Genomic DNA, 14,823 nt, shown 5'->3' with positions numbered 1-14,823 from the left:
CGCTTCCGAGATCGGCGCATTTACCCTCAACTTACTCCGAATGTACGGAATGAGGTGCAGTATGAAGCATGATCCTTCATCCAGGGGCTGTAGGGTGCGCACAGCAGAGGCTGGAAGCCGTAATGATGAGCGAAGTAAAGATGTTCCGTGTTGAAGACCGGCTTGCCCGAACCATCCCGACCGAGAACGACATGCTTCATGTTGTCATAGAGGATCTCGGCCGGGACGCCGCCCAGATACCGAAAACCCCGGATATGTCCGTCCATGAACGTCTCGAGCGTACACCGTTTGACGAACTCGACATAACCGGCCCGGCTGAAGCCCAAGATCAACATGAAGACGAAGATCTTGCTTGTCCGGCCGTCCGGTTCCTGGACCAGAAACTCCCCCCAATCGAACTGGGCCTGGCGCCCTGGCTCGGTCTCGAACCGGATATAAGCCAATCGCGTCTTCCGGGATTTAACCTCCCGGACGAAGCGTTTCACGGTTTCGTAGCCTCCTGCATATCCATGGCTTTTCAGCCGGTCGAAGATCCAGGTCGCCCTGTAGCTGTCTTCATCGAGGAAGTCCCGAATCATCTGCTCATAAGGAGCCAAAATGGTTTCTTGACGCTTGGTTTTCCGATACCGGGGAAAATCGGGATTGGCAAGATGCATCCGGACGGTTTTCCGGTGCAGGCGAAGCTCCTTGGCGATCGCACGGATGCTTTTCCCGCTTCGGTGCATGGCTTGAATGTCCATGTAAATCTCCTTGGTGATCATTCGGTAGCACCTCCTCGCTCTGAGGAGACGATACCACTTCAGTCCCAAGGTGGTACACTTTTCGTGACCATAACTGGTACATTATTCCATGACCATCGACACGGACAGCCGGGGATAGCTGATATCCGGCAGTAGATCGACGCTGAGCTGGCGGAGAGAGACGAACCCGATCAGGATGACGCCGATGTAAAACATCATCGTCGTCACAGGGCGGTCGATGGCGGTTCGGGCCAGTCTCATGTCGTTTTCGCCCGGAGGCCGCCTCCGGACCTGCTCTCAATATAAAGACGCTCGAACATAGAGAGTTGCATCATCACCTCATTAACCCCGAGGCTCTCGACTAAAGTGTATAACACAAAATGTCCCGGCTTGTCACGTCCGAAACCTGGCCCGGTTCCTCCGTCTTTCCCGGAAAAGCAGTCCCGATCCCGACCAAGACGTCGGATGCGACAATCGACAGGTTGTAGCACATCCGTGCTTAGATGAAGTGAAAGCCACTCCAATTGACTGATTTTTTTCAATTCCGAGAAACTCGAAGCAAATATCCAGCTTTCTTGGCAAATTCAGCTAAGTATTCGGATAAATAGGTCTCCTCCAGCCCCACGCAGGGAAGAATAAAATAAATATTCCCATCAGGTCCGACTCCATACAGGGTCGGCGCGTAATTGGGGTGGTATCTTTTCCATCCGCGGAAGCTCTGAATCGGAAAACGAGCCCCGGTTGTTTGTCTGATTTCGCCAAGATATGGCATTTCCTTCTCCGGCACTATGCCAACCACTCTTATCCAATCCAAAGGCTCATTGAGAAAATCAATCACTTTCATGCAGGGTAGACAACTATTCATCGAAAAGAAAAAGACCAAATTCAATTGAATTTCGCCCTTGGTTTCTTCCCCCAAGCGTTTAGCGGGGAAATGCGTGGTTATGGGGATCACTTTTTCCCGATAAACAAGACTGCTCAGGTAAAGAATGACAACCCCGGTCAATACCATGAACAGTTTTCTCATGGTTCGATGGAAAATTCATATATAACGTATTTGACGGTTGATTCGTTGCTTATTGATGAGAGCAAATAGAGACGCCTTTCGTCCTTTCGGTAAAAATAAGGAGTATACCTCTCTTCCGCAAAAAAAGGAGTCAACGTCTGTTCATGCAAGAGATTTCCCGAATGATTGTAGATTTGAATGCGCGGCACATAAAAAAACTCATCATTGATTTTTTTATCCCTATTGACATAGAGGACACCCACGATTTCCTTGTCGGCGAAGAGGCCGTTGACGAATGAGTGATTGGTCAGGATATCCTGAAAGACATCTTTACCTTTTCCGGATGGAGGATTCATCAACGCATCTCTTGTCTTCTTATTCATGGCCAAAGCCCTGAAATCTTCCGGGACTTTTCCGAAAAAATCGACTTTCATCGACTTCAGGTCGATCTTGGCGATCCTGAGCCGCACGTCGCTGATAAAAAAAGCCGTGTCTTGGCAGACGTCGAAGAACTCATTGTATGAAATACCCGAAACCCCATCTTTTATCATTTGATGTTCTCTCATCGACTCGGCCCCGTAACGATTCTCATTAGGTAAAATGTATTTTGTCTCCTTGCCTTTGAAATCTCTCATGAACAAGGCATATCCTTTTCCTTCCGGCGAGACGATATATCCGGACAACAACACATGACGGCGATAAATTTTGACGCGGAGATTCAACTCCCAGGCCAGCAAATCGCCTATCTCTTTAAACTCGTTATGTGCTTTTTTCTCAAACACAAAGACGCGACGTTTACCTGCATCTGAAACGGCAAGATAGGGGCTTTCATAATCGAGATATGTTGCGCCGGAAAACTCACCGGGTCCGGGGCCCATTTTGCCCCAAGCCTTGATAAGCCTGCCCTCGTCATTGAAGACTTTGATTTGATGATTCTGATCCTTATAATCCGAAAAGAGGAAGTTTCCATTCTCCAGAACCGCAAAACAGCTCAAAAGAAAGAGCTCCCCCTCATCGATGGGAATCGTCCTCATCAACTTGACATGCCAGGAAAAGCCGAGGTTCGTTAAGATTAAGATCGCACTGATTAACGCCGCTTTTTTCATTTTATAACCTCATGGGGGGTGGCCATGTTAGTTAATCAGTTGGCAAAGACTATGCAACAGTTACTCGGATCTTCACAGCAATACCAAAGGTTGCTTCCAAAGTCTCCCACCCATCTTCCCGCAAGGTACCATGTCCCTTCAGCGAGGGTTCCGTCTCCTATGGTCATTGTGCCGTATATGGTTGGTTGAGCGTAGGCCATTGTACTGAAGTTCAGAATACTCATCGCGATTCCGCCCAAAATGAGTACACAGAGAAAAGCCTTGGGAATTTTCATCGTTGACCTCCTCATATATTTTTTCGGCCATCCCCCCATGCAGGATATCTTAAACAATTAGGTGGCACAGATGAAGGTATAGAGTCAAAAGGGCGCGAAGAAACACACAGAAATTGCTTTTTAATGGAATCCAATCACATCCTCCAAAAATATAATACGAAAAAAAAACTCTTGTCAATAGGTTTGCTGAAAATATTGATAACTCCTTGTATTTTCTTGATATCCATAACCTCTTCAGGTAACCATGTGAGCCGTCAGCTCATGAGGCTTGTCCAAAGATCGGTTTTATCTCGGCGGGATTTCCGCCGATAACTCTTGACATCCCGGATGACAGCACCACAGCGCTTCGAAGCCGGAGATGACGTCTTTGTTTTCCGATGAAAAGTGAAGCTGCGGAAATCGCCTTTAAAAAGAAACGCGAGCGGCGCCGCAGGCTGGCCGAGCTGCCGTTCGAGAAGAAGATCGAGATCGTTGTCGAGCTTCAGAAGGCCGCCGCCGGGATCCGCAAAGATCCCCGCTTCAAGCCCTGGAAACTCTGAGAAGACAAGATTTCAGGACGTCAGCGCTTCGAAGCCGGAGATGACGTCGAACAGTTCCGCGTCGATCCCGCTCTGACGCAGGCGATGGAATGTCGCCGTGAGACTTTCGAGCAATTCATCGATATTCTTTTCTGCCCGCTGCATGGCGGCCAGGCGGCTTGCGTTCTCGCCGGCCAGGGATTCGGCGCAGGCCCGGAAGAGCGAAACGAAAAGGTACTCGCGGACGAGCGCACGCAGGGTCGCGGCGCCGCCGCCCACGACCTCGGGCAGGTTTTTCGACGGCCAGGGAAGCGCGGCCAGGCGGCGACCCCATTCTTCATCCAGAGGCAACAGCCGCTGACCGACAGGCTCATAAACCGCACCGGAGGCCGGACGATTGTGAAAGAGGTGGAGTTCGGCGAACTCGTCGCCGCCCCGCAAGATGTCATGCTCCATGAGAATTTGCCCCACCAAAGGGGTGATGGCCTTGACCGAGCTCGGCACCGTGAAAAACCCCGACACCGGCAGACCATCGTCTTGCAGCCGGCCATAAACGCGCTCGCCGACCGCCCAGATCTTGAGGTTTTCCTTCCTTTCCGCCAGGTTTTCGGCCGCATAATCGGCCACGACATCATTGAACCGGCCCACCAGCCCCTGATCCGATCCGAAGACGACCGCGCCGATCGCCCGTCTTTCACGTTTCCGGATCTCTCCGGTCATCCCTCCCGATGAACCGGCATTCCGGAAACAGACCCCAAGTCCCAGTTCCACGGAACGATAGTAATTCCCCAGGGCGCGCACCGAGTTCTCGTATTGGCTGATGCTCGACGCGGCCACGGCCTTCATCGTGCGGACAACGGATTGAAGATCTCCGGCTCCGGAGATCTTGCGGCGCAGTCCCGCCAGGGTCTCGCTCACGACTCTTTTTCAGGTTTCGGCTCGGCTGGGGCCGAATCGACAGGGGCGGTCATGCGCCTTTCTTGATCGCGAAGCCGCCCGAGGGTGTTCTCGATTACCCCCGCCAACTTATCCGCAGCGCCATCGACGGCTTCGCCCAAACTCCGCGCCTGGTGCGTGACCGCAATGGGCTGCCGGCCTTCAAGGCGGGCTTCCATCAGGCAGCGCATGGCCTCATAACCGACCTTTTTGTCGCTGTTCTCGTCGCTCACATGGACTTCCACCCGCGTGATGTGATTGCGGAATCGGCTCAGAGCATTTTCCACGACTCCGGCAATCTCATCGGTCAGGGCATCGTGACCTTCGATATTGCGGTCGGTATTGATTTGAATCTGCATCATATTCTCCTTCCATGAGTGGTGAGAGTTCAATATCGATAAGTGGCGGCCACTCCAGTCCGCACCGGCATCCGGTCGGCCGGAATAACCATGACCCGCCCGCCCATCTTTACAACCAGATCGCTCAGATCGTCGAGTGGGTCATCGACTTGCGGGGCGCTGAGATCGACAACTTCGATCCGGCCCGTCGTATCGTCAAGCCGGCCGGCGATCAGGCGGTCGGCCTCGACAAGCAGCGTGGCGACCCGACCGGCGGCCGCCGCCCGGGCGACCTCCGCCAAGTCGTCACTGCCGAGTCCCTTGGATTTCGCCTCGGCAAACAGGTCGATCAACGCATCCAACCGCGCCTTAACCTGAGGCTCGAGAATTTGCCAGGCGCGTTCCCGAAGATCGTTGATCGGCAGGAATTCGGGATTGATCGTGAGTCCCTCAGCCATCAAAAAGGGGTTATGGCTGACTTGGCGGAAAACATGGTGATGCTCCGGCAGCGCCGCCAGAATCAACGGCAGGCCCGAGGGACGGGAATGATGCTCCAAAACAGCACGGTCGATAACTCGACAAAACCGCTCCATGTCGATCTGCACCTCGTCCTTTTTCCCGCCGTGTCCGTGGTGCATGGGCGTGCTGTACGGACCGGCCCCGCCGTAGGAGGCGACAGTCTTATGCGGATCGGTCAGTTCATCACCCAACGCTTCGGTTATCGTCCGCGGGACGCCCGGCGCCGGATCCAATTCGTCGAGGACGTTGCGGTCTCCTTCGAAGAGATGGATTTTTTTCATGCTCAACCCGAGAATCTGATAGCGTTCAACCGTTTGCAAATAGCGCCGCAAGGGCTTGGTGTGAAAGCCGGCGGCCACAACGGCAAGCTCGGCGACCGGCCTTTGAATCAGGAACACTTGGAAAAAGCCCGGTCCGCCCAGCGCGGCCAGACCATCCCATGTGTGATTCCAGAAGTGATGATCGTTTGCCAGGCTTTCAAACGGTTCCAAAAGGATCCGGGTCTCGCTCTCCGGATATTTCTGCTTGAGAGATGCTTCCAGCTTCTTGACAAGATTGCCGAACCGGATCGGATCCTGCCGATTCTCGGGGTGGTGGCGATGTGTGGGCTGGTAAAGCGAGAGGAACGGCGGCCGGTCAACCGTTGCCAACCTGACCAGTGATTCGGCAGTGAGTGCCGTTATCTTCTGTGTCATTTTATGCCTCCTTTTTCATGATTCAACCGGACTCGGTCCCATGCTCGGGCTCTATCCCTGGTTCGGATTCAGCTCCCGCCGGCTCCGGCTCCCGGAAGCGGGCCAGCGCTTTGCGGGCGACTTGGAGGATCGCCTCGCGATCCTCGTCGCTCAGTTTTTCGACGGTCTCCAGTCTTTCGAGGACTTCACCCGGGATCTCCCGGGCCGCCTCGCGAAGAGCGCCCTCGGCTTCGGTCATCCGGTCCAGCGGAACATCTTTGAAGAGTTTGCCGGTCAAAGCCAGCAGCACGACGATTTGTTCCGGCATGGCGACCGGCGAGAATTCCGGCTGCTTGAGGCAGGCGCGGATTCTCCGGCCGTGTTCGATGACCTTGAGGGTGTCCTCATCCAGTCGGGCGCCGAAGCGGGCAAACGTCTCGAGCTCTTCGAACTGGGCATAAGAGAGTTTGAGATCGCCCGCGACGGCTCGGTAAGCCGCCCGTTGCGCCTTGCCGCCGACGCGGGATACGGATAAGCCCACATCGACCGCCGGCAGCACGCCCAACTGGAAAAGCGTCGGAGAAAGGTAGATCTGTCCGTCTGTGATGGAGATCAGGTTGGTCGGAATGAAAGCGGAAATGTTCTGCGCTTCGGTTTCCACGATGGGGAGTGCGGTGAGCGATCCCCCACCGAGTTCCGGGCGCATCTGCGTCGATCGCTCCAGAAGCCGCGAGTGGATGTAGAAGATGTCGCCGGGAAACGCCTCTCGCCCGGGTGGACGGCGAAGCAGCAGAGACAGTTCGCGATAGGCGCGGGCGTGATGGGTGAGGTCGTCGTAGACGATCAGCACATCGCGGCCCTGCTCCATGAAAAACTCGGCGATTGCGGTCGCGGCGTAAGGAGCGATATAGGCCAGTCCCGGCGGATCGTTGCCCTCGGTGACAACGACAACGGTGTACTCCATCGCATCATTTTCCTGCAATATCGCGGCGGCCTTGGCGACGGCGGCGGCGCGCTGCCCGATGGCGCAATAAACGCAGAGGACATCTTTTCCGCTCTGATTCAGAATCGTGTCGACGGCGATAGCGGTCTTTCCCGTCTGCCGGTCGCCGAGGATCAGCTCGCGCTGGCCGCGGCCGATCGGGATGAGGGCGTCGATGACCTTGATTCCGGTCTGGAGCGGAACGGAAACAGGCGCGCGGTCCATAATGGACGCTGCGGGACGTTCGATAGGCAGGCGCTCCGAGGCGGCGACAGGGCCCCGGCCGTCGAGGGGACGGCCGACGGGATCGATCACCCGCCCCAGCAAACCTTCGCCCACGGGCACATCCATGACCCGCCCGGTCCGCTCGACCTCGTCTCCGGCCTTCAAATGGCGGTAATCCCCGAGCAGAACAACGCCGACGTCTTCTTCATCAACGTTGAAGGCGATGCCGGGCACCCGCCCCGGAAAAATGACCTGTTCATCGTATCCGACGCCGGGAAGACCCGACACGAGGGCGATTCCCGTGGAAACCCGCGTGACCCGGCCCGTTTCCCGAGGCGCAAGTTGCGGGGTGAATTCTTCCCGCACCCGGCGCAGATCTCCAAGCGCGCCGTCGAAAACGCTCTGAATATCTTCCGGATCCTTGTTCATGGGTTCGGTGTTTGAGGCTGAAGACGCGCCTCGACGTCTTTTTCCAGTGAGCTCAGGTAATCCGCGATGCTCCAGGCCACTTTGTGTCCCTTGGCCACAAGTTCGATCCCGCCGACCAGATCGGGTGCGGTTTCAAACTTGACGGGAATTTCCGCCGAGATCGCTTCTTTGACCGCCGCTTGAATGGCCTCACGCTGTTCATCCGGCAGGTCGAAGGCGCTGCGCACAAGAACCGGCTCGGAGGAGGCCGCCAGGGCCTCGGAAAGCTTCTTCTTTGTCTCCTCATCCAGCTCCCGCAGACGCTTCCCGAAAACTTCGCCCATGCGTTCTTCCAGGCTCGCTCCGGCAAGATCGGACAGCGCCTTTCGGGAAACGGCGAAGACTTCCTCTCGGATGCGGCGGCGGATTTCATCCTTCAGGCTCTCATGTTCGCGCTTCAGGGCTTCCCGCCGTTTGCCGCGCATGACATCGGCCGCATTTTGAGCCTCTTCGATCAGGCGCCGCCGCTCCGACTTCGCCTCATCCTCGGCCCGGCTCATGAGTTCGTCCCGATGTTCCTCCAACTCCTTGTTCTTCTGTTGGAACGCATCGCGCTCCTTCCGGGCCTCGGCCCGTTTCTTTTCGGCGTTCTCGATCTCGGAGGCGATCCGCTTTTCCCGGGCGTCGATGGCCTTGAGAATGGGTTTGTAGAGAAAGCGCTTCAGCAGATACACCAGGATCAGGAAATTGACGATCTGGGCAACGACCGTGAACCAATCGATCAGCATGGGTTAGTTCCCCGTGACCTGAGTGAGGATCTGGTTCCAGAACGGGTTGACAAAAATGAGGATCATGGCGACGACAAAGCAGTAAATCGCCGTGGACTCGATCATGGCCAGACCGACGAACAGCGTCCGGGTGATGGTGGCGGAGGCGTCGGGCTGCTGAGCCAGGGAGCTCAGCGCCGTCGAAACGGCCCTTCCCTGCCCCAGTGCCGGACCCAGGCTGCCAAGCGCGATGGTGATGCCGGCGGTGACAATGGAGGCCACGCCGATGATGGTCATGCTATCCATGGGAACTCCTTTCTTTTTTCGACCCGGGGCCGGGGTCGTGGGCGCGGGTGGCGGCCGCAATATAAACGGTGGCCAGAATAAAGAAAATGTAGGCCTGGACCATGCCGGTGAGCAGGCCGAGAGCCGTCATGACGATCGGGAAGATGAAGGGAACGATCAGGAGAAGGATCCCGATGATCATCGCCCCGCTCATCATGTTCCCGAACAGGCGGACGGCCAGGGCCAGGGTGCGGGACAGTTCGCCGATGATGTTGAAGGGCAGCATGATGAAGGTCGGCTTCAGATAGGACTTGAAATAGTCGCCGAAGCCCTGTTCGGCGATGCCGTAAAGCGGCACGGCCACAAAAACACACAGCGCAAGCGCCGCCGTGGTCGAGAGCGAGCCGGTCGGAGAATCGTAGCCGGGGATGATGGAAAAGAGAGCGGAGGCGGCGACAAACAGAAAAATTGTGCCGAGAAATCCGAGGTATTTCCGCGGCCGGCGCAGGCCGACCTCTTCGATCTGTTTCTCGATCGTCGTGACGATGATTTCCAGAGCGTTCTGCCAGCGTGAGCGTTTCAGCCCATAGGACAATCGGCGCGTGATGAGTTTGGAACCGGCGGCCAGAAGAAGCATCAGCCCCCACGTGAAAATAATGGTGGCGTTGAGCTTCAGAAATCCGGATTGCCAGAAGATGACGGCGTCGGGACTAAGTCGCATGGTCGGCCTTCTTCGTCGAAGATTCGGGATGTTCGATAGGCGGCCCGGTCAGCCGAATCACGATGACGCGCGCGATAACGAATCCCAGGAGACACGCCAGGAGTCTCTTCCACTCGCCGCCGGAGACAAAATAGAATCCGGCCAGAGCAAGGATCGTTCGAACGACCAGGCTGCCGAAAAACCATAGCGACGGCTTTTTGGATGTTAAGCCTTTCCGAACGGTCCACCAGAGGCCGCCGAAAAAGATGGCTCCGATGATCCCTCCTGCGCCAAGGGCCGGGACAAGAGACAGCATGTCATTCATCATCATCCTCCTGTTCTTCCCGCATGGCCCGGTCTTCCTTGGAGACCCAATGCCAGGCGTTCAGGCAGCCGACGGCCAGCCCGGTGATGAGAAGCATCAAAGTCCAGGAATAGCCGCTGGGATAACGCTTGTCGAGCCAGATCCCCAGAACCGTTCCGAGCAGCGTGGGAATCGCCACCGACCAGCCGATCAGGCCCATCATGCCCAGGCCGAACCAGACGGTTCGATTGACCTGGCGCTGCGCCCGGATTTTGCGCTCGGCCTTGGCGCCGACTTCCCGGATGAGCGCCGGCTTCGTTTTTCGTGGTTCGGCCTTATGTTCTTCGCTCATGATGAATATCCACGAGGCGGCGGATGAAGCCGCTTTCCATTTTCGCCAGCACCGAACGGACCTTGCGTTCCCGTTCGTCCAGATTCAGAAATTCCTTTTCCACCGCCTCGCGCAGCCGGCCGAGGTCCGTTCCGGCGATGGCATTTCGCACGGAAACAAAGACATCCGGGCCGGTTTTGATCAGAACCCCTTCGTCGACGGCCGTGTAGACTTCGCCCTCCGTTTCGCTTTCAACGGTCAAAATGCCGGGGACGAGGGCCGCAACGCAGTCCAGGCGGCGCGGCAGAATTCCGAACGAGCCCTCTCCGGTCTCGGCGACAATCCGCGACACGCCGGTTTTCTCGGCAAAAACCTGAAACGGCAGAAGAATCTTAAGATTCACCGGCCTCATCCCCTTTCTTTTGGGCTTCCGCCACCGTTCCGATCATGTAGAGCGCACTTTCCGGATAATCCTGAAATTCGTCGCGGAGTATGCGCTCGCAACCGTCGAGAGCGTCTTCGAGGCTGACGAGTTTTCCCTGGAGTCCGGTGAACTGTTCGGTTGTGAAAAACGGCTGGGTCAAAAAACGCTCCAAGCGCCGGGCTCGGGCGACCACGTTGCGGTCTTCGGGGGAAAGCTGCTCGAGACCCAGCATGGCGATGATGTCCTTGAGTTCCGCATATTGCGCGAGCGTCCGCCGGATGTCCTGGGCCAATTGGTAATGACGCTCGCCGACAACCCCGGGCGTGGCCATTTTTGAACTCGACTCCATGGGATCAACGGCCGGATAAAGACCCTCGCCGGCCCGTTTGCGCGAGAGCACGATGGAGGCGGACAGGTGGGAAAAAGTGTGCACGGCCGCCGGATCGGTGAAGTCGTCCGCCGGGACATAGACGGCCTGGATGGAGGTGATGGCCCCGGTGTCGGTGTTGGCGATGCGTTCCTCCAACTGGGCCAGCTCCGTGCCCATTGTCGGCTGATAACCGAGCCGCGAAGGCATCTGTCCCATCAGGCCGGACATTTCGGAGCCGGCCTGAATGAACCGGAAAATATTGTCGATAAGCAGCAGCACATCGCGCCGCTCGTCGTCCCGGAAATATTCGGCCATCGTGAGCGCGGCGTGGCCCACGCGGAACCGGCTGCCGGGAGGTTCGTTCATCTGGCCGAAGATCATCACCATGTTCGGAAGAACACCGGCGTCCTTCATTTCGCGGTAAAGCTCCTCGCCTTCCCGGCAGCGTTCTCCGATGCCGCAAAACAGACTGACTCCCTCGTGCCGGCCGATCATGTTGTGAATCATTTCCGTGAGGAGCACCGTCTTGCCGACGCCCGCGCCGCCGAAAAGCCCGGCTTTGCCGCCGCGTTCGAGCGGCATCAGCACATCGATGGCCTTGATGCCCGTCTCGAAGACCTCGGATTTGGTGGACCGGCGGGCCAGAGGCGGCGGATCCTGATGGACGGCTCGCCACTGCACGTCTTGGGGTGCCTCCCCGCCGTCGATGGGTTCCCCGAAAACGTTGAACATCCGCGACAGGATGCCCTTGCCGACCGGCGCCTTCAACGGCCCGCCCGAGTCTTCGACGGTCATGCCGCGGGCCAGGCCCTGCGTGGGCGTCAAGGCAACGCCGCGCACGCGGCGCGAATCGAGATGGGACATGACTTCAATGGCGATTTGCCCTTCGTTCGCATGGAGCAGCGAGGCGATGGGAGGCAATTTCTCGTCGAAACGGACATCGACGACGCTGCCGCGCACCGAGACAACATTCCCAAGGTTCGAAAGTCCGTCCGAAATCTTCATTGAAAGGATGTTTTGAAGTATAAGTTGCGGGCCGAAGGCTGTCAAGAACGGTCCGGTATGCGAGAAAAAAAACGGGGGCGGTCGCGGGACCGCCCCCGGAGAGTTGACTGGCGGGGCGCTTGGCCCTACTTATCGAACCAGTGGTCCTGAAGGATGGACGCCCGGCCTTCGAGCGTCCGGCCTCCCGCCTGGAGAACGAACCGGTATTCCCCCTCGCGGGCCGGGACCTCGGCGTAATTGATGTCCATCCGCATCGGGTAACCCATTTCGGCGAAGCGCTTCATCCGTTCCTGGATTTCCTTCTTCTCCGCAGCCGTCCGCAGTTTCCGTTCGGTCATGTTCCAGACGACCTTGTGAAGTCCGGCCTCGGCAGGGGCCTTGATCTCGTTGATGAGATGGTCGCCTCTATAAACCTGGAGCTTGACGTCGCCGGCGGGCTTGGACTTGAGGTGGTAGTAGACAACGATGCCGTTCGGTTCGCTCTGCCCGTCATAGTTTGCGTAACTCGAGTGGCGCCGGTCGAAGCCCTGCCACAGCACCTTCGACTTGATGTCGAAAAGATGGGCGTCGCGGGCCATAACATCGGGGGTCAGCTCTTCGAGCGGAGAGATATCGGCGATAAAGATGCCGCGTCCGTGGGTGCCGATGACGAGGTCGTTTTCCCGGGTGTGAATGACCATGTCATGGATGGGCTGGGTCGGCATGTTGTTCTTGAGAGACATCCACTTCTTTCCGCCGTCGAACGACACATACAGCCCGGGTTCGGCGCCGACGAACAGCAGGTTCGGGTTGCGGTGGTGTTCGCGGACGACGTTGATGGGGGCATCGGGCAGATTCGCGGCGAGGGATGTCCAGGTCTTTCCGTAATCCGTGGTTTTGTAGATGAAGGGCCGGAAATCGTCGTTCCGGTACCCGGTGTAGGTGACATAGGCCGTTCCCGGATCGTGCCGGGACGCCGTCACGCGGCTGACCCAGTAGCCGGGATTGCCCTTGATGTTGTCGTTGAGCTTGGTCCACTCGCCGCCTCCGTCACGGGAGACCCAGACATTGCCGTCGTCCGTTCCCACCCAGAGAAGGCCCTCGACGAGCGGCGACTCGTCGATCGTCGTGATCGTGCAATACTGGATGTTGCCGTCTCCGCCCTTGCCGGTTGTCAGTTTGGCCGGATCGTTGGTCGTCAGATCGGGGCTGACCTCGACCCAGTATTCGCCGCGGAAAGGCGACTTGACCAGGATATTGGCCGCGTGGTAGACGACGTCGCTGTTGTGGGGAGAGACGAGGATCGGCGAGCACCAGTTCCAGCGCAGGTCCGGACGGATGTTCTGGTAGCCGATTCTTTTGGTTTCTCCGGCCACGAGGTCGACTCTCTGGATGACGCCGAACTGGGATTCGTTGTAGAGAAAGCGGTTGGTCTTCCAGTCGAAAGCCTGGTACATGCCGTCTCCGCCACCGACCGTGTGCCAGTCTTCGAGGCGGATCGGGCCGCCCCCGCGCTTGGTGCTCGGGCCGATATGGGATCCGTTATCCTGGGTGCCGCCGGCAACGCGGTAGGGATAAGAGTTGTCCACGCCGATGGCGTAAAACTGCATCACGGGAATGTTGTCCGGATGATGCCATTTTTTCCCTCCGTCCCAGGTCACACCCAGGCCGTGGTCATAGCCCAAAATCATATGATTGGAGTCGGCCGGGTTGATCCATAGGGCGTGGTTGTCGCCGCCGAAGTTGAAGGCCCGGCGGTTCCAGGTCTTGCCGCCGTCCCGGCTCATGAGAACGGAGACGCTCAGAATGTAGATGACCTGGTCGTCGTTGGGATCGACGATGATGCGGCCGTAATAGTAGCCGGGGGCGCCGCCGATGCTCTGCTTATCGGGGCTGACCTTGCGCCAAGAGGCGCCGGCGTCGTCCGACCGGTAGATCTCTCCGTCGATCATGCCGACGCTCGATTTGTTCTCCAGGAGTTCCTTCTCCCGTTCTTCGTCCGACATGCCGGGTTTATTGGCGTTTTCGATTTTGGCGTAGACGATATTGGGGTTTTTGGGATAGACGGCCAGGCCGATGCGGCCGAGCATGCCGCCGGGCAGGCCGTTGGCGAGCTTCGTCCAGGTCGCGCCGGCGTCCGTCGTTTTATAGATGCCGCTTCCCGGTCCGGCCAAATTGAAGGTATAGGGCGTGCGGACCTTGTCGTAGGTCGCGGCGTAGAGGACATCGGGATTCGTCGGATCCATGGCCGCTTCGACGACGCCGATGTGCTTGTCCCGGACGACGATGTCGAGGGACTTGACCCAGGTTTTTCCGCCGTCCGTCGTCTTGTAGAGGCCGCGTTCGGGGTTTTCGGAATAGAGCTTGCCGAGCGCCGCGACATAGACGATATCCGGGTTTTCCGGGTGGATGACGATCCGGCCGATGTGATGCGATTCCTTGAGGCCCATGTTCGTCCACGTTTTTCCCTCGTCCACGGACTTGTAGACGCCGTCGCCCCAGTAGGAACTCCGGGAATTGTTGGCCTCTCCGGTTCCCAGATACAGAATCTTCGGGTCGGAGGGCGAAACGGCCACCGCGCCGATCGAAAAGACCGCTTCATTTTCAAAAAGGGCCTCGAAGCTCTGACCGTTGTTTACGGTTTTCCAAAGATGGCCGGAAGCGTTCGCGATATAGAACGTATGCGGCTGTTGAAGCGGAACGGCGATATCGACGAAGCGTCCGCTCTGGCGCGTCGGTCCGATGGATCGGAATTCGACGACCTTGAGCAGCGCCTCCATGTTTGCGGCGGTGGCCGGTGCGGGTTTCGCCTTCGCTTGAGCGGCCGCAGCCGGAAGCACCGCGGCCACAAGAAGCGCACAGACAAGTGCGATGGCCAATCGGGATGTCCTCATGAATCCTCCTCTATTGAATGAAATAATTGAAGACAAG

The 14,823-nt window shown here is 57.5% G+C and carries 17 protein-coding genes and 1 pseudogene; 1 reads left to right on the top strand and 17 read right to left on the bottom strand.

The features are described 5' to 3' along the window. Window positions 1–74: 74 nt before the first annotated feature. From istA to SCM96_13910, 5 genes and pseudogenes are all read right to left on the bottom strand, one after another. Window positions 75–740, bottom strand: a pseudogene (gene istA, locus SCM96_13930) (IS21 family transposase). Between the two features lie 102 nt (window positions 741–842). After that, the gene (locus SCM96_13925) at window positions 843–1,001 is read right to left on the bottom strand and encodes an efflux RND transporter permease subunit (GenBank protein ID MDW7761719.1); all 159 of its coding nucleotides are present in this window, start codon (window positions 999–1,001) and stop codon (window positions 843–845) included. Window positions 1,002–1,278: 277 nt separating this feature from the next. Then, the gene (locus tag SCM96_13920) at window positions 1,279–1,767 is read right to left on the bottom strand and encodes a hypothetical protein (GenBank protein MDW7761718.1); all 489 of its coding nucleotides are present in this window, start codon (window positions 1,765–1,767) and stop codon (window positions 1,279–1,281) included. Beyond that, window positions 1,764–2,852, bottom strand: coding sequence for a hypothetical protein (locus SCM96_13915; GenBank protein MDW7761717.1), 1,089 nt, complete (start codon window positions 2,850–2,852; stop codon window positions 1,764–1,766). The genes SCM96_13920 and SCM96_13915 overlap by 4 nt, the downstream gene beginning before the upstream one ends. Window positions 2,853–2,887: 35 nt before the next feature. Continuing rightward, entirely contained in the window at window positions 2,888–3,127 is a 240-nt protein-coding gene (locus SCM96_13910; protein ID MDW7761716.1) for a hypothetical protein, read from the bottom strand. Between the two features lie 377 nt (window positions 3,128–3,504). Here SCM96_13910 and SCM96_13905 point away from each other — a divergent pair, with 377 nt between their 5' ends. Beyond that, window positions 3,505–3,666, top strand: a complete 162-nt coding sequence (locus SCM96_13905) for a hypothetical protein (protein ID MDW7761715.1) — start codon at window positions 3,505–3,507, stop codon at window positions 3,664–3,666. 12 nt (window positions 3,667–3,678) lie between these two features. Here SCM96_13905 and SCM96_13900 read toward each other — a convergent pair whose 3' ends face one another. The 12 genes from SCM96_13900 to SCM96_13845 form a co-directional block, all read right to left on the bottom strand. After that, entirely contained in the window at window positions 3,679–4,563 is an 885-nt protein-coding gene (locus SCM96_13900) for a F0F1 ATP synthase subunit gamma (GenBank protein MDW7761714.1), read from the bottom strand. Then, window positions 4,560–4,943 carry an HPF/RaiA family ribosome-associated protein gene (locus SCM96_13895; GenBank protein ID MDW7761713.1) on the bottom strand — a complete coding sequence of 128 codons (384 nt, stop codon included), beginning with the start codon at window positions 4,941–4,943 and terminating at the stop codon, window positions 4,560–4,562. The genes SCM96_13900 and SCM96_13895 overlap by 4 nt, the downstream gene beginning before the upstream one ends. A 26-nt stretch (window positions 4,944–4,969) precedes the next feature. Then, window positions 4,970–6,133 carry a hypothetical protein gene (locus tag SCM96_13890; protein ID MDW7761712.1) on the bottom strand — a complete coding sequence of 388 codons (1,164 nt, stop codon included), beginning with the start codon at window positions 6,131–6,133 and terminating at the stop codon, window positions 4,970–4,972. 22 nt (window positions 6,134–6,155) lie between these two features. Beyond that, window positions 6,156–7,748, bottom strand: coding sequence for an alternate F1F0 ATPase, F1 subunit alpha (locus SCM96_13885; GenBank protein MDW7761711.1), 1,593 nt, complete (start codon window positions 7,746–7,748; stop codon window positions 6,156–6,158). Then, entirely contained in the window at window positions 7,745–8,515 is a 771-nt protein-coding gene (locus SCM96_13880; protein ID MDW7761710.1) for a F0F1 ATP synthase subunit delta, read from the bottom strand. Before SCM96_13880 ends, SCM96_13885 begins: the two co-directional genes overlap by 4 nt. Window positions 8,516–8,518: 3 nt before the next feature. Then, window positions 8,519–8,800 carry a F0F1 ATP synthase subunit C gene (locus SCM96_13875; GenBank protein MDW7761709.1) on the bottom strand — a complete coding sequence of 94 codons (282 nt, stop codon included), beginning with the start codon at window positions 8,798–8,800 and terminating at the stop codon, window positions 8,519–8,521. Continuing rightward, window positions 8,793–9,500 carry a F0F1 ATP synthase subunit A gene (locus tag SCM96_13870; GenBank protein ID MDW7761708.1) on the bottom strand — a complete coding sequence of 236 codons (708 nt, stop codon included), beginning with the start codon at window positions 9,498–9,500 and terminating at the stop codon, window positions 8,793–8,795. The genes SCM96_13875 and SCM96_13870 overlap by 8 nt, the downstream gene beginning before the upstream one ends. Further along, the gene (locus tag SCM96_13865) at window positions 9,490–9,804 is read right to left on the bottom strand and encodes an ATP synthase subunit I (protein MDW7761707.1); all 315 of its coding nucleotides are present in this window, start codon (window positions 9,802–9,804) and stop codon (window positions 9,490–9,492) included. Before SCM96_13865 ends, SCM96_13870 begins: the two co-directional genes overlap by 11 nt. Beyond that, window positions 9,797–10,135 (bottom strand): AtpZ/AtpI family protein, encoded by a 339-nt coding sequence (locus tag SCM96_13860; protein ID MDW7761706.1) that lies wholly within the window; start codon window positions 10,133–10,135, stop codon window positions 9,797–9,799. The genes SCM96_13865 and SCM96_13860 overlap by 8 nt, the downstream gene beginning before the upstream one ends. Continuing rightward, complete coding sequence (locus SCM96_13855; protein ID MDW7761705.1) at window positions 10,119–10,526, bottom strand: F0F1 ATP synthase subunit epsilon; 408 nt, start codon at window positions 10,524–10,526, stop codon at window positions 10,119–10,121. Before SCM96_13855 ends, SCM96_13860 begins: the two co-directional genes overlap by 17 nt. After that, window positions 10,507–11,913 (bottom strand): F0F1 ATP synthase subunit beta, encoded by a 1,407-nt coding sequence (atpD, locus tag SCM96_13850; protein MDW7761704.1) that lies wholly within the window; start codon window positions 11,911–11,913, stop codon window positions 10,507–10,509. Before atpD ends, SCM96_13855 begins: the two co-directional genes overlap by 20 nt. Window positions 11,914–12,038: 125 nt before the next feature. Beyond that, entirely contained in the window at window positions 12,039–14,786 is a 2,748-nt protein-coding gene (locus SCM96_13845) for a hypothetical protein (GenBank protein ID MDW7761703.1), read from the bottom strand. Window positions 14,787–14,823: the final 37 nt, after the last annotated feature.

Source organism: Acidobacteriota bacterium (genome assembly GCA_033549365.1).
Taxonomy (GTDB): Bacteria; Acidobacteriota; Aminicenantia; order Aminicenantales; family Saccharicenantaceae; genus JAWSUF01.
Note: the sequence above shows the minus strand (reverse complement) of the source record. Positions and strands in the feature narration are given on the sequence as shown.

Coding starts and splice junctions, on each gene's coding strand:
- SCM96_13925 (MDW7761719.1), bottom strand. CDS start 1,001: ATGAGACTGGCCCGAACCGCCATCGACCGCCCTGTGACGACGATGATG.
- SCM96_13920 (MDW7761718.1), bottom strand. CDS start 1,767: ATGAGAAAACTGTTCATGGTATTGACCGGGGTTGTCATTCTTTACCTG.
- SCM96_13915 (MDW7761717.1), bottom strand. CDS start 2,852: ATGAAAAAAGCGGCGTTAATCAGTGCGATCTTAATCTTAACGAACCTC.
- SCM96_13910 (MDW7761716.1), bottom strand. CDS start 3,127: ATGAAAATTCCCAAGGCTTTTCTCTGTGTACTCATTTTGGGCGGAATC.
- SCM96_13905 (MDW7761715.1), top strand. CDS start 3,505: ATGAAAAGTGAAGCTGCGGAAATCGCCTTTAAAAAGAAACGCGAGCGG.
- SCM96_13895 (MDW7761713.1), bottom strand. CDS start 4,943: ATGATGCAGATTCAAATCAATACCGACCGCAATATCGAAGGTCACGAT.
- SCM96_13890 (MDW7761712.1), bottom strand. CDS start 6,133: ATGACACAGAAGATAACGGCACTCACTGCCGAATCACTGGTCAGGTTG.
- SCM96_13885 (MDW7761711.1), bottom strand. CDS start 7,748: ATGAACAAGGATCCGGAAGATATTCAGAGCGTTTTCGACGGCGCGCTT.
- SCM96_13880 (MDW7761710.1), bottom strand. CDS start 8,515: ATGCTGATCGATTGGTTCACGGTCGTTGCCCAGATCGTCAATTTCCTG.
- SCM96_13875 (MDW7761709.1), bottom strand. CDS start 8,800: ATGGATAGCATGACCATCATCGGCGTGGCCTCCATTGTCACCGCCGGC.
- SCM96_13870 (MDW7761708.1), bottom strand. CDS start 9,500: ATGCGACTTAGTCCCGACGCCGTCATCTTCTGGCAATCCGGATTTCTG.
- SCM96_13865 (MDW7761707.1), bottom strand. CDS start 9,804: ATGAATGACATGCTGTCTCTTGTCCCGGCCCTTGGCGCAGGAGGGATC.
- SCM96_13860 (MDW7761706.1), bottom strand. CDS start 10,135: ATGAGCGAAGAACATAAGGCCGAACCACGAAAAACGAAGCCGGCGCTC.
- SCM96_13855 (MDW7761705.1), bottom strand. CDS start 10,526: ATGAGGCCGGTGAATCTTAAGATTCTTCTGCCGTTTCAGGTTTTTGCC.
- atpD (MDW7761704.1), bottom strand. CDS start 11,913: ATGAAGATTTCGGACGGACTTTCGAACCTTGGGAATGTTGTCTCGGTG.
- SCM96_13845 (MDW7761703.1), bottom strand. CDS start 14,786: ATGAGGACATCCCGATTGGCCATCGCACTTGTCTGTGCGCTTCTTGTG.